This window comes from Desulfuromonadaceae bacterium (assembly GCA_019429445.1).
Lineage (GTDB): Bacteria > Desulfobacterota > Desulfuromonadia > Desulfuromonadales > JAHYIW01 > JAHYIW01.
On record JAHYIW010000026.1, the window covers coordinates 14,809 to 39,516 of the forward strand.

The window sequence follows — 24,708 nt, forward strand, 5'->3', positions numbered from 1 at the left end:
CCTTTTCAATCGAGCCGAACCGGCTCGACGACAATGGTGATATTGTCAACGACAGCGCCTGCGCTAACCTCAAGACCGTGGTCGGCACTGTTATCGTACATGCCGAACCGTTCCGTCGGCAACGGTGAATCACCGTACTCTTCGCGGGCACCGAGATAGTACCTTCCGGCTGCGGGCAGACTCAGCACAAACGTCCCGTCAGCGCCAAGTGGCGCACTCAACGCCGCCGGACGTTTGTGCCCGATCACCCGCTCGGTATAGGCGAAGACATGGACCCCGGCCGCCGGATGTCCGGCACTGTCGAGCACCCGCCCTTTCACCAGCGCGCCGCCGGGGCGGCTGAACGTTTCACTCCCCGCCGCCGCATGGGTCTTGCGAATGGCGGACAAGGTGACAACCGCCGTCTTCCCCGCCAGGGCGGTGAGTGGATTTGCGGTATAGATGGCCGACCAGTCTCCTGCCATGACCGGTCCGACCTGCCCCCCCGCCAACCGTTTGCGGGCGACGAGAAAATAATCACTTTCCGGCAGACCATCAAAGGCGAAGAAGCCGTCTTTCCCGGTCGGCGGTGACCGGCGGTAACCCTGCCCCTTGAGATCATCCGCCACGTCAAGGTAGAGGTAGACGTAAGCATCAGCCAACGGCTTGCCCTCCGCCAGTACCTGCCCTTCGATCGCCGCACTGTAGGGATCAGCATACAATTGGCTGGTTGCCGGTCGGATCGTCACCGCCTGCAATCCCGCCCAGGTGGAAGCCTGTGCTGTCACCGTGACCGGATTTCTCCCACAGAAAGCAAACAGTCCGGTAGCGGCCAGGCGACCGTACACGGCATAAACACCCGCAGGCAATTCCAGACGATAGCTGCCGTCTGCGCCGCTGAGCGTCGTCGCGAGCGGCCTGGTGCTGTAATCAAGGCTACCATAGGCGGCCACCGTCATTCCCGCTACCGGCTCATCCCCCTTGATCACCCGCCCTTCGATGATCCCGTTGTTGGCCGCACCGGCCACACTGGCCGTCGTGCCCAGCCAAGTCATCAGGACGCACAAAAAAATAACCCTTGCCAAGATACGCATCATTTACCTCGCGGGCCGATTTCCGCCAGCGGTTTCTTTAGCCAGGGACGAAAACGCACAATATCAAGCACGTAACTCTCCGGCCCGAACCCTTCATAAGTAACGGTCGGTTTGTCATGACGGTCGAAGAACAGCGCGCTGTTGCCGTCGCCCACTGCGGCCAACTGCGCGGTGTCGTCCCCCCACCAGTTGCCGCTGACATCAACGTAATCGGTAAATTCGGTCGGGGCCTTGGCGAGCAGGGGGTTCTGGGTGCGCCGCGCCTGCGCCTGCTCCATAACGATCCCCTTTGACCCGGAACGTTTTTCCCAGTCAGCGCTCTGAAAAATACCGAGTTCAACCACCTGGCGATTGCGGATAAAGTGGTTATCTTTCACCTGCGGATACGATGAATAATCGCAGAAAAGAACCACATCATTCTTTTCGAAGAGATTTTTTTTCAGCGTCGGGTTCGCCTTGCGATAGTTATAAACGGCGAGGCGATTGTCACGAAACAGGCTGTGGGTAATCGCCGGAGAGCCGAACTGGTCATTACGCACTGCGGTCTGATTGGCAATGAATGTGCTATCTTCGACCTGCGGATAGGAGAAGGAAAAATTGACCAGCGCGTTGTCGTTGCCGGAAAAATAATTGCGCGTGATCAGCGGTGTACTCTGGGTCTGGTTGCAATAGATGCCGACCTTGTTGTCAACGAAGCGGTTGTTACTGAGTTCGTCGGTGTACTTCTGCATCAGGCCGATCGCCTGTTCATTTTTCTCAAAGGTATTGCCACTGATCGGTCCGAAACTGCCATGCGATGCAATGATGGCGGCCTTGCGGTGTCCGCTGAAACGGTTGTGGCGAATTGTCGGCCGCGATTTCATTTCCACGTCAACCCCGATGTTGTTATCCGTAAAGGTACAATCCTCAATCAGGGTTTTGGTCTCGCGCAGCAATTTAACCGCCGTTTCGCAGTCGTGAAAACGGCAGTTGCGAATCAGCAGTTCTGTTTCGATCGTCGATAGTGCTACCTTTGCAGAGGAAAACTCGGCATAGGTCACAACATGGGGCCCCTTGCCACGCCCGTAAAAATCGATCCCCAACCATCCCGGCGGAGTCTGAAAGATGACGGGCCGGGTGCTGCGGCCATCAATTCGCAACAGTCCCTGCACGGTAATTTTCACGTTGGGGTCGGTCACCACAATCGTTGTGCCCGGTGCGACGAGCAACTCCGCATCGACCGGAACGATAACACTCGCGGTGAGCTGCACCTGCTCGCGCCAGACGGTTTTTCCCGTCAGGGTTTGCGGCGCGGCGGCAACGGCAAGCACCGGGAGCAGCACCAGCGCCAGCAGCACACCCCCAACCAGATTAGCGCGACTCAAGCTGTTCCACATTGATCGTCACCTCATGGGTCGTTGTTTGCGCATCAAAGCGCAGACCGGGCCCCGCCAACCGTCCGTAAAATTCGTTCGTGGCAGGTCCGCCGAATTCCTGCCGGGCCAGCAGGTGGTAGGGGCCGTCACCGGGAAGCGGCAGTTCAAACCGGCCATCGGCACCGGTTGGCGCGGAAAAATAATCAGGCGTGCCGGTCATCGTCGCCGTAGCGTAGGCGAAGACATAGATCCCCGCGACCGGCTCTTTGCCCCCCCCGTGAACCACCCCGCGCACACCATGGAACGGCACCGGGTCGTCGGCTTCGAGCATTGACAAGCGGGTGATCGTCTCGATATGGATATCACGCACTTCCCCCGCCTCGATGCGCACCGGGTTGCCATAATAGTAATTAAAATAATCGCCGATTTCAATCGGGCCGTAGCGTCCGCCCTTGAGCCGTTTTCGCGCCAGCAGATAGTAGTCACCGGGCGGTAGACGCAAACGAAAGGTCCCCTTTTCAACCGGGTGAACCAGATAACCCGGGCCCTTGAAACCATTTTCCGGGTCGTTATAAACGTAGAGATAAACCTTTTCGAGCGGCTTCCCCTGGAAGGTGATTTCCCCTTCAATCGCGGAGCGCGTCCCTGGTTGCGGCGGAGCCTCTTGCGGTACGCGAATCAGGTTGAAGCCGACATTGGTGTAACGCCCCGCCACAACCCGCACCGGACTGCCGCTGTAATAACAGAAGTGGTCCCCCGGTTGCGGAGCAGCGGGGTAATCGCGGGCGGTCAGAAAATATTCACCGGGCGGCAAATCGAGCTGATAGGTGCCGTCGAGTGCCGTTGTTTCGGCGCGACCGACCTCCTTGCCCAGAGCGATGTCGGCTACCGCGCGATAAGCACGCACACTGACCCCGGGAACCAGTTCGCCGCGCCAGGCCGCACGCCCTTTAACGCCGCTCGCCGCCCACAGCGGTTGCGTCAGCCCTAAAAAAATGACGAAAAAAACAAGCTGTTTCACGCGATTACTCCTGCAAAGTGGTCGCGGCTTGCGTCCGCCAGGGGGTAAAAACAACGATATCCAGGGGATAGTCCTTCCCCCCCTCAGCGAAAGTCGGGGTGTCACGGCCATCATCGATGAACGAAGGGTTGCCCTGCGCGCCACTGTGCGCCAATTCGGCAGTCCCCTGTTCGCCCCACCAGTTATTGATTGCCTGCACCTTGCCGTCCAGTAAACGCGGTCGGCGCTCTGCTTCACTGACCGGTGTCCCCGCTTTACGCCCGAAAGCACCTTGTTGATTCGCGACACTTTGCCGCTCGGAGCTGCCCCGCTCGCGCTCCCAGAGCGAAGACTGATATTCCAGGACCAACGCCTTCTGGTTGGCAATAAAATCGTTGGTGCTGATCTCCGGATAAGAAGAATAACCAACCGAAATTGCAATCCGGTTACGCGCCAGCAGGTTGCCGCTGATCTGTGCGTCGGAGCGTCGGTAAAGGCGAATCCCGGTTTCGTTACCGGTCAGTCGATTCCCCCGCAGTACCGGGCGAGCCGCACGATCAACCTCGATCGCCACCCCGTTGGCCGTAAAATAGTTAGCGCTGATCTGCGCATCGCTGCCGTAGTAGGCAATCATCAGCCCGGTCGGGTTCCCCGCAAACTGATTCCCAACAAAGCGCTGCGGAACGGCCCGGTAAATATATGCGCCGTACTTGCCGTTCGCACTGAAGCGACAATCTTCAACCACCGGAATCGCCTCATCTTTAACGAACAGCCCAACTTTGCGATTTTTTTCAAAGACACAGGCCGTGATCAGCGCGGCACCCTTGCGCCGAACCTCTACGCCGACGTCATTGTCGGTCAAAATCAGTCGTTCCAGACGCGGCGCTCCGCCACCGATCAGCACAGCGGTACGTGCTCCGCTGATCACGCTATCACGCAATACAGTGCGCTGATCACAATTTTTCAACTCGATCCCGCTCCACCCCGAACCGTCGATCCGGCTCCGCTCAACCCGCAGCACACCGGTAACCTCCAACCCGCCACCGGAAAAATGAATGATGCTGTGCGGTGCAATCGTCAACGTCACTTCCGGGGCAACGCGAACCATCTCGTGCAGGTTCCGTTCGCCGCGCCAGGTTGTATCGACCGAAATCGTCAGCGCCGCAGCGGGCAGCGGCAGCAACAGCAAGATCAACAAAAGCAGGGGGCGAGACATTACCATACCTCACGAACGGTCAGCCCACCAAGGACGGTGGTTTTTCCATCGGCCACCGCGACGCCATGATCAGGGCGCTGATCGTAGGTTCCTACCCATTCCCCCGGTTCCAGCGGCCCGCCAAAGGTGCTGCGAGCGCCGATATAATAGGTGCCGCCGCTTCCGAGATGAAGCGTAAAGTGGCCATCCTCACCGGTTGGTGTCGAGATATAGGTCGGTTTCCCGACCATCCGGCTGTCAAGATAGGCAAACGCATAAACGCCCGCCACCGGCGCGCCATCGCTGTCAACCATGCGCCCGCTGAGCGCGGTTCCGGTCGCCGCAAACTTCCCCTGACCGAGGCGCGCGGCACGCTGGGTGGCGCTGACAACTTTCAGTTCCAAATCACCGATATCGCGGGTCTTGCCGCGCTCCAGACGCAACGGGTTGCCCACGTAAATCCCGTTGTAATCCCCCGCCTGAGGCTCCCCCATGCGCGCCCCGTCGGCACGCTTGCGCGCGGCAAGAAAAAACTTTCCGGCCGGCAGCGGAATGTCAAAGCGACCGGCGCTATCGGTCAATACCGCATCCCCGAAAGACGGTCCCATCATCCCGGCGGCATCCTCACTGTAAACATAAACGTAGGCATTCTTGAGCGCCTGCCCGGCAAGGGTAACCCGTCCGCTCACCCCGGTGTCGGGATCAGCGACCAGCTGACCGTCACGCCCCATCTCCCGCAAACTGAACGGGGCAATCTCGCGCAAACCGTCGGTCACCGTGAGCGGATTGGCCGGACACTCCGCCATCAACATCCGCGTCCGCCCGGACTGGTCATAGTGGCGCAGTTTGCCGATCAGAAAATAGTTCCCGCTGGGCAGTGTCAACCGGAAACGCCCACGGTTATCGGTCGTGGTGACCGCAAACGGCTGGGTCGAGCGATCCTTTTCCGCCTTGAGATAGATTTCAACCTGGGCGCCGGACAATGGCTGGTCAGCAAACAACAGTGTCCCGCTCAAGCCGCTTTCGCCGGAAGGGGTACAGGCGGCAAGCAGCAGTGCCGCGCCACAGATTAAAGTGAAAAATCGGGATAATCGGATCATGAAGATTCCGTCGTCAGCGTCGGCCTGACCACCAGCACCAAGCCCAGAGCCAGCAGATAAACTGTTTCACCGCCAAGCAGTGTGACATTAAAACCGAAGTTCATCGCCATCACCACCGCCAGAATAGCGCCAAGGACACTGGTTGCACTGTTGATCCCCCAGCTCCACGGCACACCGGTCGCATCATTTCCGTGAAAGAGACGCATCCCCAGCGGCAGCGGCATACCGAGCAGCAAGCCGAGCGGAGCAAGCAACAGGGTTGCGATCAGGCAACGCCAGAGAATGGTGTTGCCCATCAACGTTTCAAGGACCGGCGACAAAGCAAAGATATACAGGTTGAAGAGCAAAACCAGTGCCAAGAGAATGCGCGGCAGGATCTGTCGCTCACGACCGCGCGTTATCCGTCCGGCAAGCAAACTGCCGAGGCCGGAAAAGATCAGTAATGAAAAAAGAATCACCGCCAGTGAATAGATCGGTGGCCCCAGAAAAAGGATAAAGCGTCGCAGCAAACCGATCTCGATCAGCATAAAGCCGAGACCGAGACAGGCAAAGTAACCGATCGGTGCCATACCGCTGCGCGCCAGGTCGCTACGGCGGGTCAACCACAGCGGCGCGACGATGAAGAGGGCGACCAGCACCGTCACCACCAGCAGCAGGTTACGCAGGATCAGCACCGCCCGGTCTTCAAAATTGCTTTGCTCCAAAAAGGTGAAAAGTCGAATAAAATCGACCGGTTTATACATATAATAGAAAAATGGATTATTGTCGTCGGTGGGGCGCACATTAAACGGAAAATCGCGATAGAATGCCTCGCTGCCGTTTGAAGAAAGGAGTTCCCAGAAAGGGCCATCCCCCGCCGTCTGCCCCGGCAAAAGCACAATCTGGAAAGCCTTGTCGCGCGCCTCCTCCTTGAGTCGCGCAATGTCGGCAACGGTAAAGGGTGAACGCTTGAGCATGAAGTTGGCCAGTCCCCGCTCCTTGATCACAGCGATATGTTGCGCCGGGTCAGCAACACCGAGATCGTTCAGCAATGCCAGCCCGAGGGAGACCAGACGTAACGATTCGCGCTCAAAAATAAACCGTGAAATAGTCAGAATTCCGTCATCGGTCAGATGATCCCAGTAGTCGTGAAAGGCTTCCAGCGTATAGAGATTGTTTTCCGACAGGGTAAAGGCCCCCGCTGCCGGGGCCATCCGTCCGAAGACCGCCGAGGCCTGAATCACATCGTAGCGCTGTGCAGAGCGGCGAATGAAACTCCGTCCTTCGTCGATCACCACCCGGACTTCGGGACGTTGATACAACTGGCCGGTGAAGGCACCGAATTCCTCGTTAACCGCCTCGACGATCAGCGGGTTGACTTCGACCGCCGTGACGTGAGCGGCACCCATGCTCAGCGCCGCCAGAACATCTTTCCCTCCCCCCGGACCGATGACCAGGCCGCGGGCATGTTCCTTGAGGGTATACGGCAGGGCAATAACGTTATTGCGGAAAAAATCGAGTCCCTCATCACCGTTCCAGCGATACATGGTGGTGTAGCCGGTATCATCCACCACCATACCGAGCTGCTCGGGAACCGGTCCGCGATAGGTTCGTGACAGCCCCCACGCCTGCCCCATCTCCTGACTCTGTGACGGATAGACCGCAACCCGTGAAAAGGAGTTCCACGAACTCCAGAGCAGATTCGGTTCGTAGCGCCCGCGCACAAAACGGATATCGGCAAAACCGTTCCAGTAGTTACCTGCGGCCAACAGCAAAAAGGTACAGAGCAGGCCGCCAAGCACCACGCGCGGCATGCGTCCGCCCCCCGCAGGGGTCAGCAGAGCGGCGGCCAGCAGGCCGATCGTTGCGATCAACGGTAACGCCGTAACCCCGCCGACCAGCTTCAACAACAAGATAATCAGCAAACAGCCGGTCCCGGCACCGAGCAGGTCCCAGCAGTAGAGGCGGTTGATATGCTCCACGTAGCGCGACAACAACATGGTCACCGCCAGGCCGCTGAAGAAAAAAGGCAAGGCGGTGAGCAGGTAGAGGGCGGCAAGGACCAGCAGCAGCTCCCCTGGCACCCCTTTATCGTAAAATCCCTGCTGAAACGGTTGATAAAAGGGCTGATGGAAAAAGGACAGAACCTTGAAGCCGAATTGCGGTGACCAGCGAAAGAGGTAAAAGAGACCGAAAAAAAAGGCGACGCAGAGGCCGAAAAGCACCGCGCAGCGCGCTGCCAGCAGGTTGGCTTTCGACGTCGGAAAATGGCGCGGCAGCAGGTACACGACCAGCGCCGCCGTGCCGAGACCAAAGAGCGCCAGAGAGATCGCCATGGAAGCAAAATGGTACCACATCAGCACCGAAAAGATCCGTGTCAGGATCAGTTCGTACATCAGGGTGGCAAGACACAGGGAAAAAAGCCCCCAACAGGTTTTTCGGCTCGGGGCGGTCATGTTACGTGTAGTTGTCATGGTGATTCGTTGATCCGCACGCTGTGCAAGCGATGGTCACGTGCCCCGAAAAAGAGTTGGCGGTCGTGCAGCAGTGGAATACTCTGGACCGGTGCGCCAATCAACAGCGTCGTTATTGCATCACCACTGTCAGCATTGACGGCCAGCAGGCGACCATCGTTAAGGGCCAGAAACAGACGCCGTCCACTGAGCAGCGGCGTCGCATATGCCGGTCCACCCAACGTGCTGCGCCAGATCGTTGTGCCGTCGGCGGAGTCAAGTTTCCACAAACCACCCGCGGCAGTGGCAACATAAATGGCGCGATCGTCAGCGACCGGCGCAGCATAGTAGCACACTTCGCCGAGCGCTCGTGACCAGCGGCGCTCACCAGTGAAGGTGAAGGCGGTGACCGTTCCCTCGCGGTCGACCACCAGCGGCCCCGCTGCGCCCAGCAACGGGGAACTGAGGAGCGGTGCGGCGAGCGCAGCAGCCCAGACTTCCTTGCCTTCAAGATCGAGAACCACCAGCCGTCCCGTTGCGGACGTGAGATAAATACGCCCTGCAGCAACGATCGGCATCGCCCGCAACGGCTGCCCGGCGGCGTACTGCCAGAGCAATGCGCCGCTGTCGGCGTGCAGCGCGTAGAGGATCCCGTTCCACGCCGGAACCAGCAGCAGGTTACCAGCCAACACCACCCCCCCCTGACGATGATCGTCCGCCACCGATTGCGGATAGCTAAAGGACCAGAGCAGTGCTCCGCTGTCGCGCTCGCGACACTGGACCTCGCGTCCCCAGTTGTGCAGATAGATCCGCTGCTCAGCAACCGCCAATGGCGCATCGATCACATCACCACTGTCAATTCGCCAGCGCCGCTGCCCCGCCAGATCCAGCGCCTGAAGGCTGCCATCCCAGCTGGCAACAAAGAGAGTGCCCTTTGCCAGCAACGGTGGGGCATCGATAAACCCGCCGGTTTCCACCGTCCATCGCGGCTCGAATGTCAACCGGTCACGTGGCCCGCTGCCGGGCACCCACGTGGTCAGCGGAGACAACGTCACGGTGCCGATCGCGGGATCCTGACGACGATCAAAAATTGTGGCGGCAGCACGCTGCGGGTCAGCGTCTCCCCACCAATTGTCACTCAGCGCCACATCATTGGCAAAAAAATCACCGAGACGAAAATTCCATTGATTGCCGTAGAGGTTGTTGTCACGAATCGTATACGCACGATCGGTTTCAAAGAGGAAGATTCCAGTGCCATTGTAACGAATGATATTGCGCTCCAGGGTCACCGTCGAGTTGCGAAAATTAACCCCCTTGCCAAGGTTGTTTTCAATCAGATTATTGCGCAGAACAAAGCTGGCCTGCCCCAACCGCGAACCATCAATGTTAAAGTGAATGGTGCAGTCCGCAACAATCCCGCGGGTGAAATGTGCGTGCAGGGTGTAGGCGGAATCACGAATTTCACAGTAACGCAACTCGACATTGCGCGAAAAATCGACCCGTAATTCGAGCCAGTCGCCCGGTTGTGGATCCGCCTCGGCACTGTGAAAAAGGATCGGGCGAGCGGATGTTCCGATCGCCTGGAGCTCCCCCTCCACCACCAGCACCGCATCACCGAGGCCATCGCGATTCACATCGCGGCGGACGAAGGCGATATCGGTTCCGGGGCGAATGGTCAGCGTAGCCCCTTTTGCTACCTTGACCGTTCCGTCGATAATGATCGAACCACTCCAGATCGCATCATCGGTCAGCGTCAATGATTTAAAATGCGTTACTTGAGGGGAGTGCACACCGGTAAAGAGACAGCCACTCAGCAGTAAAGTCGCGACGATACCAAGCAGCCGCACTACCACATCTCCTCCACCACCAGACGGATATCCGTGCGGGTTTGACCCTTGTCGATCAACAGGGAATGGTCGGGGGTACCATCATAAACGCCATAGAGATCACCCGGGCCGGGTGCCCCGCCGAGGGTATTGCGGGCCGCCAGATAATAGGTGCCGCCGTGAGGAAAGGATAACATGAACCGCCCGTCTGCCCCGGTCGGCTGCGACACAAAGAGCGGGCGATTAAGCATTTGTGCGTTAGCGTAAAGTATCGCCCGCATCCCCGCCACCGGATTGCCTGCAACATCAACAATTTGCCCCTGCAATGACGTATCGCCGAAGAGGTGTTCCGCATAGCGCTCGACCTTGTCCGGAACTTCGAGCAGTGCGATGCCGATCCGAGCGACCTGATCGGCATGAACAGTCAATGGATTGTCGGCATGATAACCGTAGAGATCACCGGCGCGCAACGGTCCGAGCTGCTGTGCTCCGCGCCGCAAACGAACCAGCAGATAATAGGTTCCGGGGGGAAGTTCTGCTTCAAAATAACCTTCTGCATCGGTCGGGCCGGCAATCTGATACCCCATGCCCTTGAGCTGACTGGTCAGATCGGTATAAACAAAAACCATTGCCCCGCCCAGCGGCACCCCCTGATGAGTGACCACCCCCGCCACTCCGGTGGTCGCGAACGGTTCAAGCGGAAGGATAACATCACGCGAAGACGAAACCAGACCGACGTTCAGTTCGGTTATCCCTGCGGCGGGAACGGTTACCGGATTGCGGCCATAATAGGCAAAAGACTCTTCTCCGCGCGCCAGCAGATAGTAATCACCCGGCGGGAGATGCAACCGAAAAGTACCGTCGGTGGCGGTCGCCACCCGGTACGGCGCGAGCCCGCGCAAGGTCGTAACAGCAGCAGGGTAGGCATCGACAGAGGCCGCCACGCTTTGGGAGGCGCTGGTGAGCTTACCGGAAACAACGGCCCCCTCCGGCACCCTGTCGACCAGAGCACAGGAGCACAATACGATCACTATGGAGATAATGGCGATATTTTTCATTGGCTCTGTGGTTAGCATGATTCATTCCAATTGACCGTTTGAGTGACCAATAATGGTCAAATCGGTTGATCACTTTCCCTGAACACGAAAAAGCGGGTCGCAACTGCGACCCGCTCTAATCGGTGGAATGGAATGGATGGTTACTTGATGGCCTGCGAAAGCATGTTCGGCTTGCTCAGGGCAGGCTCAATGATTTCCAGCAACTGACCGGTCTTGACATTTTCAACCCGCGCTTCGATGCCACTCGGGAAAACGGCAACAACGTCGTAGGTCTTGGCCGCATTGAGGCCGAAGTGCAATTGCTGCGGTGACTGGGCACAGAAGCCGCTGGCGGAACGCAGTTCACGCATTGCGGTCAGCTTGCTCTGCCCCGCCTCATAGACACTGACCTTGCTGCCGTAGGCGTCGCGGTTGGAGGTGGTGCCGCTCAGTTTAATCTTCAACCAGTTGTTATCATTCTGATTGTTGATATAAAGCTTGTTCTCGGCCCCCCAGTTGACCACATAAAGGTCGAGGTCGCCATCGTTGTCAACATCGGCAAATGCCGTGCCCTTGGTACGTACGGTTTCGCACTGCAACTGCGGCTGCTGGTCAGCCACGTTGGTGAAGTTGCCTGTGCCATCGTTGATATAGAGCTGGTTGGCCAGCTTGCAGTCCCCTTCGTAAAGATCCAGATCGCCGTCGTGGTCAACATCGCCAAAGGTAGGGCCTTTCCCCCAGCCCTCGTGCTTACCGGCAATCTTCCCGGTCGCTTCGGTAAACTTGCCCTTGCCGTCGTTCAGATAAAGTTTATTGGAACCGACATAGTTCGACACAAAAAGATCGAGGGTGCCGTTGTTGTCGATATCGGCAAACGCCGCGCCAAGACCCCAGTTGGGATCTGCCACACCGGCCTGCTGACTGACATCCGTGAAGGTACCGTTGCCATTATTGAGATACAGCTTGTTCGGCTCACCGACCGGATAGCGTCCGTTGACCACGTAGAGGTCGACAAAATTGTCGTTGTTCACGTCTGCCCAAACCCCCATCCAGCTCCACGACGGGTCGCCGACTCCGGCGAGATCGCTCACGTCGGTAAAGGTCCCGTCGCCGTTATTGCGGTAAAGAATATTTTTCGCGCCAACACCGTAGTTAGCACAATAGATATCGAGATCACCATCATTGTCATAATCAGCAAAGGATGCCGCATAAGTAAACACCTTCGCACCAACCCCCGCCTGCGCTGTCACGTCAGTGAAGGTGCCGTCACCGTTATTTCTAAACAGACGGTTCGCCTCGATTTCGTAACGACCGCCGGTCGCCAGGTAAAGATCGATAAAACCATCGTTGTTATAGTCGCCAAAGACGCTGCCCATGGTGAACCCGGGATGATCAATCCCCGCGCCAGCCTTGGCCGTAATATCCTCAAAACGGCCATTGCCTTTATTCAGGAAGAGCTTGTTTGCCCCCCCCTTGTTTGAGACATACAGATCGACCAGGCCGTCGTTGTTGATATCAGCAAAAGCGACGCCCTTGCCCAGACCGTCGTCGGCAACACCTGCCGCCACCGACACATCGCTGAATTCGCCCGCCAAAGCTCCGCCGGCGCTGAGCAGCAAAGCCGCCATAATCGCCATCGATTGCAAAATCTTTCTACGCATAGGACCTCTCCTTTTCACCGATTAACTTCGCGAAACAACTTATACTCGCCAAAGATAAATGACTATTCAAGCTGACACATCAGCCAAACTTTAGCAGAACAGGCGACGATGTCAACACCACTCAAAAAGCTTGCAACACGCCGTGGACAGCGCATTTACCAGCGCCGACAGCCAGCATCTGTACTCACCAACCGACGGTCAGCCTGATACACCTGCCCTGTAGTTTACTGCAAAAAACAGGCCGTCGAATAATGACAAAAAATCGTCACCGGGAAACGGAAACGCAGGCAGATGCTCATCAACTCCAGAGCTGCAATCCCCACCCGAGCAGAACCGCCCCGCTCACCCCGCTCACCACAAAGGTCATCACCACCCGCAGCCGAAACATGCCGCTTAAGGCAATGATTGCCGGGATACTCGACACCGGGCCGGCCATCAGTAAGGTGTAGGCCGCCCCCCGATCAATCCCCATGTCCAGCAAGCCCGCCAGAATCGGAATAATCGTAATCTGGTTAGTTGGCAGCGGCAGTCCGATAAAACTTGCCAGCAGCACCGAGAAGAGATTGTTGCGTCCGATCAGCACGGTTATCCAGTCAACCGGTACGAACGTCACCAGCGCCGCTTCGAGAATGATCGCCAGCAGCAGATATTTACCAACAAACAGCCCCGCATCCAACGTCCGGTCAAAGATAAAGCGGCAGCGACTGGAGCGCGGCACAACCTGCATCCGCTTGACATGAATGCCGGACGCCGCACCGATATCCGCCGCCGGGGCGAGGGTACCATCCTCATTGTAAACCGGTTTCAACCGCAGCAGATCTCCCGCCAGAAAGCCTTGCTTGACCAGCCAGTGTGTCACCAGCCCGGCACTGATCCCCAGCGCCGCGGCACCACCAAGTTTGAGCAGTGCCCAGTCCAGTCCCAGCCCGCGCCAGGTCAGGACAAATGCATCCGGCCCCATAATCGGCGAAGTCACCAGGATCGCCAGCAGCGGCGGCAACGGCGTTCCCATCATCGCCAGAGAAATCACTACCGGCAGGATACCGCAAGCGCAGAGGGGCGACACCATGCCGACCGCAACTGCGATAAAAACCGCAAAAATTCCCGCGCGATTGACCACTTTGCGAATCCGCAGGTCCAGCTTGTACCCCTTGATCAAGCCCACCAGCAGGATCGACAGCAGAAAAAACCACCACATCCGGCTGATTTCCAGCCAGATGACGCCAAAAAACTGTTCCCAAAGACTCGTCGGCAAGCGGTTATCCTTTCACCGCAGCGGTCAATTCTGTCACCCTCATCAGTTCTTCGTCAGGACAGGTGCGCAGTTCATCGAGCAGAATGTCGAGCTGTACCGCCAGCGCCGCTTCGCGTTGCTGTAACTCGGTGGCCGACAACGCCGCACGTTGCGACTCCAGTATGGCGCGCGCCTGCCGGTATGCTCCGCTGCGCCGCAAGGCTGCGGCGGTCAACTGCACGCTGATCCCCGCACCGCTCTCAGTGCGTAAATCGAGACGCTGCTGGCCGCCCGGCAGCAGGCGCAACGTTCCGGTCGCTTCGTCACAACCGGTCGTCTGGACAATGCCGGCCAGCGCACAGCTTCGCGTATAAACCAGCGCCATCAACCGGCCACTGATCCCCGCCGCTTCAAGCCTTTTGCGGGCGGCCCACCCCATTCGTCCACCGCAGGTACTCATCGGGCAGTAGTGGCCGTGCTCATTGCGAATCGCGATAAAAACGTCGGGCGGCGGCAAAGGTATCGGGCACCTTTCAGGGCGTTTAAAACTCATAGTGATGAGGGCAATCCGTTTCCCGAATTGCGTAATATTTCGCCGTCATGTCAGGGGTCAGAAACTGTCGCACCTCACGCAACGCCCGGTCAAAGTGCGCTGCGGTAACGACGGCAGAATCGCTTTTGATCGCATTGACCGTTGCCCGCTTGCAGAGGCTCTCAATATCCCAGCCGACATAGCCTTCCGCCTTCTCGGCCAGTTGTTTCCGGTCGATTCCGGCGGCCAGATTCGGCATTTTATCCATATAGATATTGAGCATCCCGAGGCGATCTTCGGCGCTTGGAGGATGGACAAAAACCTTCCGGTTATAACGTTTTTTCTCCTTGATCAGTGCCTGATCAACGGTATCGATACGGTAACACGAACCGACCAGCATCACCCCCTCGACCTGATTGATCCGATCGACCTGCTCAATAAAAAGCCTGGTCAGCGCCTTGTCAGCAAAGGTCGGCGGCACCGCCCGCAGATTACCGGGACTCCACTCATAATTGCATCCGGCACGCGGTGCCAGCCACTCGCAGTCGGAGATAAAGAGGATACAGGGCGCTTCATGGATCGCGCAGTCAAACGCCTCGACCAGCTCCGCCCCTTTGCCGAGCATCTCCTGCCCGGAGATGTAAACAAACGGAACTCCGGCTTCGGCGGCACAGGCTTCGGCCAGCATGGTGATGCCGGTACCAAGCGGTCCCCACATCATCACTCCGGCGGGGATACCGAGATTGTGTTGCTTGAGCATCTCCGGCTTTTGCAGCGGCAGACAGACCATCTCTTTAAGGGTCTCCTTGACATCGGCGTAACCGCCGATAGCGTCCCAGGTAAGAGCCGGGTCGCGAACTTCGTAAAATATATTCTGGAGCTTTCGATGCATATTTGATATCCGTCCATAAAGAAGAAGTCAGGTGCGCGACAACAGCAACCACCCATAAATTCGCACCGCGCGTAACAACAAACCAACCGGCACAAAAAATTGAGCAACATTCATGCCACCAGGCTTGACGGTTTCGGCATAATGTCTGTACTCTGAAAACGGCATCAACTGGAGGTTCAATTTCCCATGGAAAAATTCATTCTGGCAATTGATCAGGGAACCACCGGCAGCACCGCCCTGCTGCTTGATCACGCGATGGTTGTCCGGAGCCGGGCGACCGTTGACTTCCCCCAGCACTTTCCGCAACCGGGCTGGGTCGAACATAATCCGGATGAAATCTGGGCCTCGGTTGCCGACGCGACGCGACGCACCCTGGCCAGCGGAGCCATCGACCCGTCCGCGATTGCCGCCATCGGCATTACCAATCAACGCGAAACAACCCTCCTCTGGGAACGCCGTAACGGCAGAGCCGTGCATAACGCCATCGTCTGGCAGTGTCGGCGCAGCGCATCAATCTGCGCCGAACTCAAGGAACGTGGACTGGAAGCAGAGTTCCGCGCCAGGACCGGGCTACTCCTCGATCCCTATTTTTCCGGGACCAAGCTGACCTGGCTGTTGCGGCAGCACCCAGGGCTGCGTGCTGCCGCCGAAGGTGGCGAACTGGCCTTCGGCACCATCGACAGTTTTCTGGTCTGGCGCCTGACCGGCGGACAAAATCATGTCACCGATGTCTCGAACGCCTCGCGCACCCTGCTGATGGAACTGAGTGAACGGTGTTGGGATGACACGCTGCTCCACCACCTCGACATCCCGCGCCGCCTGCTACCGGAAATCCGTTCTAATTCCGAAATTTACGGCATGACACAGGGGCTGGATTGGCTGCCGGACGGGATTCCGGTCGCGGGGATGGCAGGTGATCAGCAAGCCGCGCTCTTTGGCCAGGCCTGCTTCACCCCGGGTGAGGCCAAATGCACCTACGGCACCGGAGCTTTTTTACTGGAAAATACCGGGCAGGAAATCGTCGTCAGCAGACACGGTCTGTTGACCACCGTCGCCTGGGAACTGAACAACATCACCACCTACGCCTTGGAGGGCAGCGCCTTTATCGCTGGAGCAGCGGTGCAATGGCTGCGTGACGGCCTCGGTATTATCGACTCGTCGGCGGAGGTTGAAACGCTTGCGGCAAGCGTTCCGGACAACGGCGGCGTCGTCTTTGTTCCGGCCCTGACCGGGCTCGGCGCGCCGCACTGGAACAGCGCCGCGCGCGGCGTCATTCATGGCCTGACCCGGGGCACGACCAGCGCCCATCTGGCGCGAGCCACGCTGGAGGGGATCGCCCTGCAAATCGTCGATCTGGTCGCGGCCATGGACGAGGATCGGGGGTATCCGCTGCGCCAGCTCAAGGTTGACGGCGGTGCCGCCGCCAACAACCTGCTGATGCAGCTCCAGTCCGATCTGCTCAAGCTGCCGGTGGTGCGCCCGGCAATGCTTGAAACCACAGCCCTCGGTGCGGCACTGCTGGCAGGACTGGCGGTAGATTTCTGGCAGGGCCAAGAGGAGATTATCGCCAAATGGCGCCAGGACCGCGATTTCTTGCCGACAATGACAACAGAGCTCAGAAACAATCTACGGCAACAATGGCGGCGGGTTTTGGAAAAGGTGTAAACGTTACAGATCGTTAAGCAGACGATAAATCTGTTGTTGAACCGCCCAGACAAGGTCAGAACTGGTACTGACGAAGTCATTGCTCTCATCAACCTCAGCGTCGTCTGCCACGGCGTCTTCAGCGGCTTCTAGTATCAGGCGGGCCTGATCAAGATAACCATGGGCCTTGAGCAACACCGGGGTCAGTTTCGCTTCGAGTCGCACCTGCGGAATTTCGCCGACCTGCTCCAGCAAATCATCGATCGTAAGCGCAGCCTTGACCACTGGGCGCAAGACGTCGGCCTGCCCTTCAAAATTCGCTTGCAGATTAAAAATTTCAGCGGACAGTTGGCGATAGCGTGTAGATATACTCATCGGGTTCCCCATTTTATCCAGACTGTTTCACCCCCACGGTGTGAAGTCGAGACATCTTAGCGGATTGACAGCAGAAATGCAACGCGGACAACACGCGGGCAACATCCTTGAACAAAGGCAGATGCCACCCGAATTGCGATTGACTTCGTCGTAAAAATCATGCTAGCTTGCGCACAGTACAAGCCCTAGGGGAGTAGCAATACTGAGAGTCTCGCGTGCGGGACGACCCTTTGAACCTGATCCGGATTATACCGGCGTAGGAAAGCGGCTGACGATACCGGAAGCTTGTTATCCGCCATGTATCGGCCGCCCTGCGCGGCCGTTTTTTGTTTCAAACGATGATGCACTCGCAAAAACTCATGGGATGGCTAAGCAAAAATTTCGTCCTACAAGGCCTGGTGGTTTTTCAGGGGCGAAGGCCTACATCAGGTAGGTCGAGGTCCTGAAAAATCAGCGTAACGCGGTAGGGCGGACTTTTTGCGACGCCATCAACAATGGATAGTCGATGAAAATCCGCCTCAACGAACAACTGATCGCAACCACCGCAACCACCCTCTTCGCGCTGCGTGACGCCCATCAACCGGACGCCGATGTGCTGATTGTCAACGGCTTTCCGGTGCGTGCCGATCAACCCTTGCGCGAAGGTGACCAGGTGGTGCTGATCAAGCGCGGCGCAGTACCAGGCGCCGCCGAAATGGAAGCGTTGCTGACCGCGCGTCACACCCCCGGCGTCCATCAGCGGATCAAATCGGCAACCGTTGGCATCGCCGGAGCGGGGGGGCTCGGTTCAGCTATTGCCATCGCCCTGGCACGCTGCGGCATCGGGCGGCTGATCATTGCTGACTTTGACGTCGTCGAGCCATCGAACCTCAATCGTCAGCAGTATTTTATCGACCAGCTGGGGCTGCCAAAAGTCGACGCCCTGCGCGCCAACCTGCAACGCATCAATCCCTTTGTCAAAGTTGCCGCTTTTTACGGACGACTCGACCATAAAAATCTGCCCCAGGTCTTTGCCATGGCCGATGTGCTGGTCGAAGCCTTCGATGCCCCTGACCAGAAAGCCATGCTGGTCGAAAACTGGCGCAAAGCGCACCCGGAACGCCCGCTCGTCGCCGCGTCGGGACTGGCCGGTTTCGGCACGGCAAATACAATTGCCACGCGCCGCGTCGGGGAAAACTTTTATCTGGTTGGTGACCAAACGACCGCCGCCGCCGCCGGTTGCGGTCTGATGGCACCGCGTGTCGGCGTCGCCGCACACCATCAGGCCAATGCCGTGCTGCGCCTGCTGCTTGGCACAGACCCGGTTGGCGACAACATGGATGAGATATGAAAATAACCCTCAACGGCAAAGAAATTCTTGTTAGCAACCCGCTGAGCATTGTCGACCTGCTGGCCGAGCACACCCTCGACAGCACCCGCGTGGCGGTTGAACTGAACCGTGAAGTCATCTGCGCCAATGCCTTCGCGACCACCTTGCTCGGCGATGGCGACAGCCTGGAAATCATCCATTTTGTCGGTGGTGGATAACCCCGCTGAAAGGGATTTACTTGAAAGGGCCCAAGATGGATAAATTGGTGATCGCCGGACGCGAATTCAGCTCACGACTGATGGTCGGCACCGGAAAATTTTCTTCGCACGCGGCAATGGTTGCGGCGCTGGAAGGGGCGGGAACCGAGATCGTCACCGTCGCGCTGCGCCGGGTCGATATCGACAACCCTGCTGACGACATGCTCACCCACATCGACCGCAACCGCTATCTGCTGCTGCCGAACACCAGCGGCGCGCGCGATGCCGACGAAGCGGTGCGGCTGGCGCGACTGGCGCGGGCGGCAGGGTGCGAACCATGGATCAAACTCGAAGTCACGCCCGACCCCTACTACCTGCTCCCCGACCCGATTGAAACCCTCAAGGCCGCCGAAATTCTCGTCAAGGAAGGCTTTAACGTCCTCCCCTATATCAACGCCGATCCGGTTTTAGCCAAACGTCTGCAGGAAGTCGGCACCGTCACCGTGATGCCCCTCGGTGCGCCGATCGGCACCAACAAGGGGGTGCGCACCCGCGAGCAGATCGCCATTATCATTGAACAGGCGATTGTCCCGGTGGTCGTTGATGCCGGGCTCGGTGCCCCTTCCCACGCCGCCGAAGCGATGGAGATGGGTGCTGCCGCGGTACTCGTCAACACCGCCTTCGCTGTCGCCCGTGATCCCGGCGCCATGGGCGTCGCCTTTAAAAAAGGGGTCGAAGCCGGACGCGAAGCGTTCCTGGCGGGGATCGGCGAGCAACGTGACCGGGCGGAAGCCTCCAGCCCTTTGACCGGTTTTCTGCATGACTAATTAATTTCACCACGGAGACCACGAAGGGCACAGGGTAAAGATCGGCCAAACCCTGCCCGTCGCGGTAAGATAGAATCTATGAGTTTTCTTGACGTTATCAATCAGTACGATCCACAACAGCTCCTGGCCGAGATTGAGGCCAAACGTGCGGCCGATGTTGAACACGCGCTCGCGGTCGACAAGCTCTCACTGGAAGATTTCAAGGCTCTCCTCGCCCCGGCGGCGGAAGCCTATCTTGAACCATTGGCCGCAAAGGCCCATCAGATCACCCGCCAGCGCTTTGGCAAAACGATCTTGCTCTACGCCCCGATCTACCTGTCGAATAAATGCACCAACGGTTGTCTCTACTGCGGATTCAACGCCACCAACAAAGTCTCACGTCGCACCCTGACGTTCGACGAGATCGAGCGTGAGGCCCGCGTGCTGCATGAGCAGGGCTTTCGTCACATCCTGCTGGTCACCGGCGAGGCCCCCCAGTCGGTGGACAATGACTACATTGCCGCAGCCGCACAACGTATCAAGAACCTCTTCAGTTCAATCTCCATCGAAGTCTACCCGATGGAGATCGCCGGATACCAGCAGATGGTCGCCACCGGAGTTGACGGGCTGACAATCTATCAGGAAACCTACGACCGTGAACTCTACGCCGAACTGCACCCCTTTGGCAAAAAGCGTGATTACGACTTTCGGCTGCTGACCCCTGAGCGCGGCGGTGCGGCGGGGCTACGGCGGATCGGCATCGGTTTTCTACAAGGTCTCGGCAACTTTCGCACCGAAGCGTTCTTCACCGGCCTGCATGCCGGTTATCTGGCCAAACATTACTGGCGCAGCCTGATCAGCATCTCTTTCCCACGTATGCGCCCGGCGGAGGGGAGTTATACCCCGCCCAATCCGGTCTCCGACAAAAATCTGGTCCAGCTGATCTGTTCCATGCGCCTGCTGATGCACGATTCCGGGCTGGTCATGTCGACCCGTGAGAGCGCCGCTCTGCGCGACAACCTGCTCCCCCTCGGCATCACCCAGATGAGTGCCGGTTCGTGTACCGCTCCCGGCGGCTACAGCGACAAAGAGGCCAGCACCGAGCAGTTCGCCATCGATGATGACCGCACCCCGGCAGAAATTTCCGCCATGTTGCGCCGCCACGGTTACGACCCGATCTGGAAAGACTGGGATGGCGCGTTTCTGGACAAAAGTGCCGGACGTTGAGCCATGTCGCGCCCTGCTGTCGATTTTAATCTCTATGTGATCAGTGATCGCCTTCACTTGCCGGAAGGAAAGGATCTGCTCGGCCAGCTTGAGCAGGCGCTGCTCGGCGGAGTGCGCTGCGTGCAACTGCGGGAAAAAGATCTGTCGGCGGAAGAGTTGTTGCCCGTCGCCATCGAGCTGCGCCTGATGACCAGCGCCTTTAATGCCCGGCTGATTATCAACGACAAAGTCGATCTGGCGCGGACCGTTGCAGCGGACGGGGTCCATCTCGGCGGGCAGTCAATGACGGTGACTGAAGCGCGTCGCCACCTCGGCCCAGGCAAGCTGATCGGCGTTTCGACCCACACGCCGGAAGAAGTCGACCGCGCCGCAAGCCAGGGGGCTGATTTCGTCACCTTCGGCCCGGTCTACCCGACCCCCTCAAAACTCCCTTACGGTCAACCGCTCGGTCTCGACCCGCTACGCATGGTATGCGCCAGGCATGCGCTGCCGATCTTTGCCCTTGGTGGAGTCACTTCAGAACGGCTCGACGCGCTGCGTCATGCCGGTTGCCACCACGTTGCCTGCATCGGTGCCATCCTTCATGCCGACAACCCGGTCGTCAGCTCCCGCCAATTTATTGCGGCGCTGCACAGGGGGCACGATGTCCCCGTTTGCTGAGCTGGAAAAATTGATCGCCATGCGTATGCCCTTCGGTAAACACGCCGGAATGCGCCTCATCGATCTGCCGGAAACGTACGTGGTCTGGTTCGCGCAACAAGGATTTCCGGCCGGCGAACTCGGCGCTATGCTGCGTACCGTCTACGAGATCAAGCTCAACGGTCTGGAATACCTCTTCGATCCGCTGCGCGATCCCCCCGTTGTTGTGCAGGGCGACGCTCATGAAAAGTAATCTCGCCCTGATCGGCATGCCCGGCGCGGGAAAAAGCACCGTCGGCATTATTCTCGCCAAAACGCTGGCGAAAGGCTTTGTCGATACCGACATCCTCATCCAGCAAAATTGCGGTCGCTCGTTGCAGGCGATTCTCGACAGCGCAGGATATGGTGCCCTGCGCCGCGCTGAAGAGGAAGAAATCCTCCGCCTGAATGTTATCGATCATGTCATCGCCACCGGCGGGAGCGCGGTCTACAGCGCAACCGCCATGACCCATCTGGCCACTGCGTCAACGATCATCTTTCTCCAGGTCGATTTTGATGAAATTGTGCGGCGCATTCATAACTTTGATACGCGCGGCATTGCCCGCTCGGCAACACAGAGCTTTCGCGAGCTGTACGCAGAACGACAGATTCTGTATCGACGCTATGCGCAGCTGACCATTGACTGCGCCGGACTCAATCAGGAAGCGATCGTTGCAAAGATCGCCACAGCTTACGCGCAGCAGTGAGGATCTTCTCGCCGTTGACTGTTTTCTTTTAAAAAAGCACACTAAAAAAGGCGTCCGCAACGGACGCCTTTTTTATGCAACATGAGCTGAAAAGAATCATTAACCGCAGCGCAGCAGTTTCTTCCCATCCTGAAACAGAACCTCAATCTTTTTCGGCCCGGCAATCGCGACCACCTGACCCAGACCAAAAATTTTATGTCTGATCACATCTTTTCTTCTGAAAACACCGTCCATCGCGTAAGGCTGTGAATCGGCGTTCTCAATTTTAACTTGCAGTGTTTCCCATTCGTCACGTTCATCCGCCACCGGGTCTTTACGCCGCGAGGTCGTACCCTTGACCGTCGTGCCGGTGCTTTTTTGCCGCGGCACACCACGATATTTATGTTCTCCGCTACACACGTTGCATTTGACGCGTTCAACTTTTGCTTCAACCAGAGCGACAATGGTGTGATTGGTAATGTCTTTACATTTGGTACAGCGTGCATCGATAATATCACCGGCTGACTTTGTTTCACTCATCAATTTTTCTCCGCGTGAGGGCTCTGTCTACATTTCGCCGCGAGAGTGGGGGAATCCAGGCAGGGGGACGAGATAAGACGATTTTTGTTTTATGAATCAACACTATAACATTTTTTGGAATTTTTAGCAGGGAAATATTTTACATTCAAGCTCCGCGTTACACGCAGCCAAGGTACCTTCATATCTGCGCGAATTCCTTTTATTCAAGCAATTTTCTTGTGACAACATTATTGACCAACTGGACCAATCTTGGTAGAGTTGACCTGTTTTATCCATGGAGGTCGTTATGATTGTCAACATTTCCGAAGCAAAAGCCAACCTGTCAAAGCTGATCGATATGGCTTATCACGGTGAAGAGGTTATCATCGCCAAAAACAATCTCCCACTGGTCGATCTGGTGGTGCATAAACCCAAAGGCAAGCGCACCCTTGGTCTGCTGGCCGGTAAAATAGACATTCCCGAGCATTTCAGCGACGCAGATAACGACATTGATGACATGTTTTACGGGGATTGAGCGATGAAAATCCTTCTCGATACTCATATCTTTCTGTGGGCAATTTCCGCACCAGAGCGATTGCCCGCAAAATGGCGGGCCGAACTTGAATCACAAGCGAATCAGGTTTACCTTAGCGCAGTTTCGGTTGCAGAAATCATGATCAAGTCGTCAATCGGCAAACTTGACGTGCAGTTCAACCCCCTCGATATTGCCGACAAAAGTGGCTTTGATTTACTCGATTTCACCGCGCAGGATGCCTTGTTGCTCAACGAAATGCCTTTTCATCATCGCGATCCATTTGACCGCATGTTGATTGCGCAAGCGACTCAGAAACGCATAGCCATCATGACCGATGATGAAAAATTCAGTCGTTATGGGTGTCGCCTAATCGGGAGTCCCCGAGTGTCAAACAGAGAACTGCACTCCCCCCGCTGCTGATAACCCCGACGATAATCATTATTGACCGCTGTATTACATCGCACTACAATAGCAACAATGATGCTCTCGCACAAGCTCAGGGGATGGCTAAGCAAAAATTTCGTCCTACAAGGACTGGTGGTTTTTCAGGGGCGAAGACCTACCTCAGGTAGGTCGAGGTTCTGAAAAACGAGCGTAACGCAGCAGGGCGGACTTTTTGCGACGCCATCAACAATCACACACATATCAGAAAGGGGCCGTCATGAGCAGATTGGTCAATATCCGCATTGATGACGCAACCAGGCAGCGGCTCGATCGCCTTGCCAGTGCCACGGATCGAACCCGGAGCCACCTGGTCAAAAAAGCTATTGAAGAATTCCTGTGTGCCAATGAATGGCAGGTTCAGGCTATCGAAACGGCTATCCGACAGGCAGATGCAGCGGAGGCAGTGTTTGTCGAGCATGACCGGATCGACTCATGGCTCAACACCTGGGGGAGCGACAAGGAAACGGAACGGCCCCGATGAAAATCCGCTGGCTCGATGCCGCCGTTGATGATCTGGTGGAACTCCGCGATTACATCGGTCGGGACAACCAGCAGGCGGCGCAAGAGATCTCCCGGCGCCTCCGGGATGCGATCAACGCCCTTCCTGCCCACCCTGCAATGGGGCGTCCGGGGCGGTTATACGAAACTCGGGAGCTCGTCATTCCCGGCTCCCCCTATATCATCCCCTACCGGGTTCGCGACAATACTATTGAAATCCTCAGGGTTTTGCACACTGCACGCCAATGGCCGCAACACAATCATTAAAATAGTGGTTTCGGTCACTTTTCTCACCAAAGATAGGTACAAAAGCAATAAAGCAACAACGTTATATATGACTGGAATCAAAGGACAACTTCCCGGAAGTTAAAGATTAAAGCCATAAGATACCAGTCTTGTAATTCCATTGTCCCCTGTTATTGAATAGCGCTTTATTCAACGGAACGGGAGGAT

The 24,708-nt window shown here is 57.3% G+C and carries 26 protein-coding genes and 1 riboswitch; of the genes, 12 read left to right on the plus strand and 14 right to left on the minus strand.

The window, feature by feature from the left end; translation table 11 throughout:
- Window positions 1-5: 5 nt before the first annotated feature.
- The 12 genes from K0A93_10945 to K0A93_11000 all read right to left on the minus strand — a co-directional run bounded on the left by K0A93_10945 (window position 6) and on the right by K0A93_11000 (window position 15,337).
- Window positions 6-1,034 carry a hypothetical protein gene (locus K0A93_10945; protein ID MBW6512606.1) on the minus strand — a complete coding sequence of 343 codons (1,029 nt, stop codon included), beginning with the start codon at window positions 1,032-1,034 and terminating at the stop codon, window positions 6-8.
- A 38-nt stretch (window positions 1,035-1,072) separates the two neighbouring features.
- Complete coding sequence (locus K0A93_10950; GenBank protein MBW6512607.1) at window positions 1,073-2,449, minus strand: right-handed parallel beta-helix repeat-containing protein; 1,377 nt, start codon at window positions 2,447-2,449, stop codon at window positions 1,073-1,075.
- Entirely contained in the window at window positions 2,424-3,449 is a 1,026-nt protein-coding gene (locus tag K0A93_10955; GenBank protein MBW6512608.1) for a hypothetical protein, read from the minus strand. Before K0A93_10955 ends, K0A93_10950 begins: the two co-directional genes overlap by 26 nt.
- A 4-nt stretch (window positions 3,450-3,453) precedes the next feature.
- Complete coding sequence (locus K0A93_10960; protein ID MBW6512609.1) at window positions 3,454-4,644, minus strand: right-handed parallel beta-helix repeat-containing protein; 1,191 nt, start codon at window positions 4,642-4,644, stop codon at window positions 3,454-3,456.
- Window positions 4,644-5,723: a DUF4198 domain-containing protein gene (locus K0A93_10965; GenBank protein ID MBW6512610.1), complete on the minus strand. Its 1,080-nt coding sequence runs from the start codon at window positions 5,721-5,723 to the stop codon at window positions 4,644-4,646. The genes K0A93_10960 and K0A93_10965 overlap by 1 nt, the downstream gene beginning before the upstream one ends.
- Entirely contained in the window at window positions 5,720-8,176 is a 2,457-nt protein-coding gene (locus K0A93_10970) for a hypothetical protein (GenBank protein ID MBW6512611.1), read from the minus strand. Before K0A93_10970 ends, K0A93_10965 begins: the two co-directional genes overlap by 4 nt.
- Window positions 8,173-10,008: a PQQ-binding-like beta-propeller repeat protein gene (locus K0A93_10975; protein ID MBW6512612.1), complete on the minus strand. Its 1,836-nt coding sequence runs from the start codon at window positions 10,006-10,008 to the stop codon at window positions 8,173-8,175. The genes K0A93_10970 and K0A93_10975 overlap by 4 nt, the downstream gene beginning before the upstream one ends.
- Window positions 10,002-11,057 carry a carboxypeptidase-like regulatory domain-containing protein gene (locus K0A93_10980; protein ID MBW6512613.1) on the minus strand — a complete coding sequence of 352 codons (1,056 nt, stop codon included), beginning with the start codon at window positions 11,055-11,057 and terminating at the stop codon, window positions 10,002-10,004. The genes K0A93_10975 and K0A93_10980 overlap by 7 nt, the downstream gene beginning before the upstream one ends.
- 122 nt (window positions 11,058-11,179) lie before the next feature.
- On the minus strand, window positions 11,180-12,679 hold the full coding sequence (locus tag K0A93_10985; protein MBW6512614.1) for a CRTAC1 family protein: 1,500 nt from the start codon (window positions 12,677-12,679) through the stop codon (window positions 11,180-11,182).
- Between the two features lie 298 nt (window positions 12,680-12,977).
- On the minus strand, window positions 12,978-13,934 hold the full coding sequence (locus tag K0A93_10990; GenBank protein MBW6512615.1) for a permease: 957 nt from the start codon (window positions 13,932-13,934) through the stop codon (window positions 12,978-12,980).
- Between the two features lie 4 nt (window positions 13,935-13,938).
- Complete coding sequence (locus K0A93_10995) at window positions 13,939-14,430, minus strand: hypothetical protein (GenBank protein MBW6512616.1); 492 nt, start codon at window positions 14,428-14,430, stop codon at window positions 13,939-13,941.
- A gap of 25 nt (window positions 14,431-14,455) precedes the next feature.
- The gene (locus K0A93_11000) at window positions 14,456-15,337 is read right to left on the minus strand and encodes an ATP-binding protein (protein ID MBW6512617.1); all 882 of its coding nucleotides are present in this window, start codon (window positions 15,335-15,337) and stop codon (window positions 14,456-14,458) included.
- 186 nt (window positions 15,338-15,523) lie between these two features.
- Here K0A93_11000 and glpK point away from each other — a divergent pair, with 186 nt between their 5' ends.
- Window positions 15,524-17,002 carry a glycerol kinase GlpK gene (glpK, locus tag K0A93_11005; GenBank protein MBW6512618.1) on the plus strand — a complete coding sequence of 493 codons (1,479 nt, stop codon included), beginning with the start codon at window positions 15,524-15,526 and terminating at the stop codon, window positions 17,000-17,002.
- 3 nt (window positions 17,003-17,005) lie between these two features.
- Here glpK and K0A93_11010 read toward each other — a convergent pair whose 3' ends face one another.
- Window positions 17,006-17,356: a hypothetical protein gene (locus tag K0A93_11010; GenBank protein ID MBW6512619.1), complete on the minus strand. Its 351-nt coding sequence runs from the start codon at window positions 17,354-17,356 to the stop codon at window positions 17,006-17,008.
- 177 nt (window positions 17,357-17,533) lie between these two features.
- Window positions 17,534-17,637: riboswitch (TPP riboswitch) on the plus strand.
- Between the two features lie 224 nt (window positions 17,638-17,861).
- Here K0A93_11010 and thiF point away from each other — a divergent pair.
- The 7 genes from thiF to K0A93_11045 all read left to right on the plus strand — a co-directional run bounded on the left by thiF (window position 17,862) and on the right by K0A93_11045 (window position 22,280).
- A complete protein-coding gene (thiF, locus tag K0A93_11015; protein MBW6512620.1) occupies window positions 17,862-18,686 on the plus strand; it encodes a sulfur carrier protein ThiS adenylyltransferase ThiF in 825 nt (274 codons plus the stop codon).
- Entirely contained in the window at window positions 18,683-18,883 is a 201-nt protein-coding gene (gene thiS / locus K0A93_11020; GenBank protein ID MBW6512621.1) for a sulfur carrier protein ThiS, read from the plus strand. The genes thiF and thiS overlap by 4 nt, the downstream gene beginning before the upstream one ends.
- A gap of 35 nt (window positions 18,884-18,918) precedes the next feature.
- Window positions 18,919-19,689 (plus strand): thiazole synthase, encoded by a 771-nt coding sequence (locus tag K0A93_11025; GenBank protein ID MBW6512622.1) that lies wholly within the window; start codon window positions 18,919-18,921, stop codon window positions 19,687-19,689.
- A gap of 78 nt (window positions 19,690-19,767) precedes the next feature.
- Window positions 19,768-20,895 (plus strand): 2-iminoacetate synthase ThiH, encoded by a 1,128-nt coding sequence (gene thiH / locus K0A93_11030; GenBank protein ID MBW6512623.1) that lies wholly within the window; start codon window positions 19,768-19,770, stop codon window positions 20,893-20,895.
- 3 nt (window positions 20,896-20,898) lie between these two features.
- Window positions 20,899-21,555, plus strand: a complete 657-nt coding sequence (thiE, locus tag K0A93_11035) for a thiamine phosphate synthase (GenBank protein MBW6512624.1) — start codon at window positions 20,899-20,901, stop codon at window positions 21,553-21,555.
- Window positions 21,539-21,787: a DUF3820 family protein gene (locus tag K0A93_11040; protein ID MBW6512625.1), complete on the plus strand. Its 249-nt coding sequence runs from the start codon at window positions 21,539-21,541 to the stop codon at window positions 21,785-21,787. Before thiE ends, K0A93_11040 begins: the two co-directional genes overlap by 17 nt.
- Entirely contained in the window at window positions 21,777-22,280 is a 504-nt protein-coding gene (locus K0A93_11045; protein ID MBW6512626.1) for a shikimate kinase, read from the plus strand. Before K0A93_11040 ends, K0A93_11045 begins: the two co-directional genes overlap by 11 nt.
- 99 nt (window positions 22,281-22,379) lie before the next feature.
- Here K0A93_11045 and K0A93_11050 read toward each other — a convergent pair whose 3' ends face one another.
- Window positions 22,380-22,799 carry a hypothetical protein gene (locus tag K0A93_11050; GenBank protein MBW6512627.1) on the minus strand — a complete coding sequence of 140 codons (420 nt, stop codon included), beginning with the start codon at window positions 22,797-22,799 and terminating at the stop codon, window positions 22,380-22,382.
- Window positions 22,800-23,085: 286 nt separating this feature from the next.
- On the opposite strand from K0A93_11050, the gene K0A93_11055 reads away from it, so the two are divergent.
- The 4 genes from K0A93_11055 to K0A93_11070 all read left to right on the plus strand — a co-directional run bounded on the left by K0A93_11055 (window position 23,086) and on the right by K0A93_11070 (window position 24,522).
- On the plus strand, window positions 23,086-23,313 hold the full coding sequence (locus K0A93_11055; GenBank protein ID MBW6512628.1) for a type II toxin-antitoxin system prevent-host-death family antitoxin: 228 nt from the start codon (window positions 23,086-23,088) through the stop codon (window positions 23,311-23,313).
- Between the two features lie 3 nt (window positions 23,314-23,316).
- Window positions 23,317-23,733, plus strand: coding sequence for a type II toxin-antitoxin system VapC family toxin (locus tag K0A93_11060; GenBank protein MBW6512629.1), 417 nt, complete (start codon window positions 23,317-23,319; stop codon window positions 23,731-23,733).
- A gap of 241 nt (window positions 23,734-23,974) precedes the next feature.
- Complete coding sequence (locus K0A93_11065) at window positions 23,975-24,238, plus strand: ribbon-helix-helix protein, CopG family (GenBank protein MBW6512630.1); 264 nt, start codon at window positions 23,975-23,977, stop codon at window positions 24,236-24,238.
- A complete protein-coding gene (locus tag K0A93_11070) occupies window positions 24,235-24,522 on the plus strand; it encodes a type II toxin-antitoxin system RelE/ParE family toxin (GenBank protein ID MBW6512631.1) in 288 nt (95 codons plus the stop codon). The genes K0A93_11065 and K0A93_11070 overlap by 4 nt, the downstream gene beginning before the upstream one ends.
- Window positions 24,523-24,708: the final 186 nt, after the last annotated feature.

Excerpts from the sequence above, each read along its gene's own strand:
- K0A93_10945 (MBW6512606.1), bottom strand. The coding sequence starts at position 1,034 with ATGACTTGGCTGGGCACGACGGCCAGTGTGGCCGGTGCGGCCAACAAC.
- K0A93_10950 (MBW6512607.1), bottom strand. The coding sequence starts at position 2,449 with ATGTGGAACAGCTTGAGTCGCGCTAATCTGGTTGGGGGTGTGCTGCTG.
- K0A93_10960 (MBW6512609.1), bottom strand. The coding sequence starts at position 4,644 with ATGTCTCGCCCCCTGCTTTTGTTGATCTTGCTGTTGCTGCCGCTGCCC.
- K0A93_10965 (MBW6512610.1), bottom strand. The coding sequence starts at position 5,723 with ATGATCCGATTATCCCGATTTTTCACTTTAATCTGTGGCGCGGCACTG.
- K0A93_10970 (MBW6512611.1), bottom strand. The coding sequence starts at position 8,176 with ATGACAACTACACGTAACATGACCGCCCCGAGCCGAAAAACCTGTTGG.
- K0A93_10980 (MBW6512613.1), bottom strand. The coding sequence starts at position 11,057 with ATGCTAACCACAGAGCCAATGAAAAATATCGCCATTATCTCCATAGTG.
- K0A93_10985 (MBW6512614.1), bottom strand. The coding sequence starts at position 12,679 with ATGCGTAGAAAGATTTTGCAATCGATGGCGATTATGGCGGCTTTGCTG.
- K0A93_11000 (MBW6512617.1), bottom strand. The coding sequence starts at position 15,337 with ATGCATCGAAAGCTCCAGAATATATTTTACGAAGTTCGCGACCCGGCT.
- glpK (MBW6512618.1), top strand. The coding sequence starts at position 15,524 with ATGGAAAAATTCATTCTGGCAATTGATCAGGGAACCACCGGCAGCACC.
- K0A93_11010 (MBW6512619.1), bottom strand. The coding sequence starts at position 17,356 with ATGAGTATATCTACACGCTATCGCCAACTGTCCGCTGAAATTTTTAAT.
- thiF (MBW6512620.1), top strand. The coding sequence starts at position 17,862 with ATGAAAATCCGCCTCAACGAACAACTGATCGCAACCACCGCAACCACC.
- thiS (MBW6512621.1), top strand. The coding sequence starts at position 18,683 with ATGAAAATAACCCTCAACGGCAAAGAAATTCTTGTTAGCAACCCGCTG.
- K0A93_11025 (MBW6512622.1), top strand. The coding sequence starts at position 18,919 with ATGGATAAATTGGTGATCGCCGGACGCGAATTCAGCTCACGACTGATG.
- thiH (MBW6512623.1), top strand. The coding sequence starts at position 19,768 with ATGAGTTTTCTTGACGTTATCAATCAGTACGATCCACAACAGCTCCTG.
- thiE (MBW6512624.1), top strand. The coding sequence starts at position 20,899 with ATGTCGCGCCCTGCTGTCGATTTTAATCTCTATGTGATCAGTGATCGC.
- K0A93_11040 (MBW6512625.1), top strand. The coding sequence starts at position 21,539 with ATGTCCCCGTTTGCTGAGCTGGAAAAATTGATCGCCATGCGTATGCCC.
- K0A93_11045 (MBW6512626.1), top strand. The coding sequence starts at position 21,777 with ATGAAAAGTAATCTCGCCCTGATCGGCATGCCCGGCGCGGGAAAAAGC.
- K0A93_11050 (MBW6512627.1), bottom strand. The coding sequence starts at position 22,799 with ATGAGTGAAACAAAGTCAGCCGGTGATATTATCGATGCACGCTGTACC.
- K0A93_11055 (MBW6512628.1), top strand. The coding sequence starts at position 23,086 with ATGATTGTCAACATTTCCGAAGCAAAAGCCAACCTGTCAAAGCTGATC.
- K0A93_11060 (MBW6512629.1), top strand. The coding sequence starts at position 23,317 with ATGAAAATCCTTCTCGATACTCATATCTTTCTGTGGGCAATTTCCGCA.
- K0A93_11065 (MBW6512630.1), top strand. The coding sequence starts at position 23,975 with ATGAGCAGATTGGTCAATATCCGCATTGATGACGCAACCAGGCAGCGG.
- K0A93_11070 (MBW6512631.1), top strand. The coding sequence starts at position 24,235 with ATGAAAATCCGCTGGCTCGATGCCGCCGTTGATGATCTGGTGGAACTC.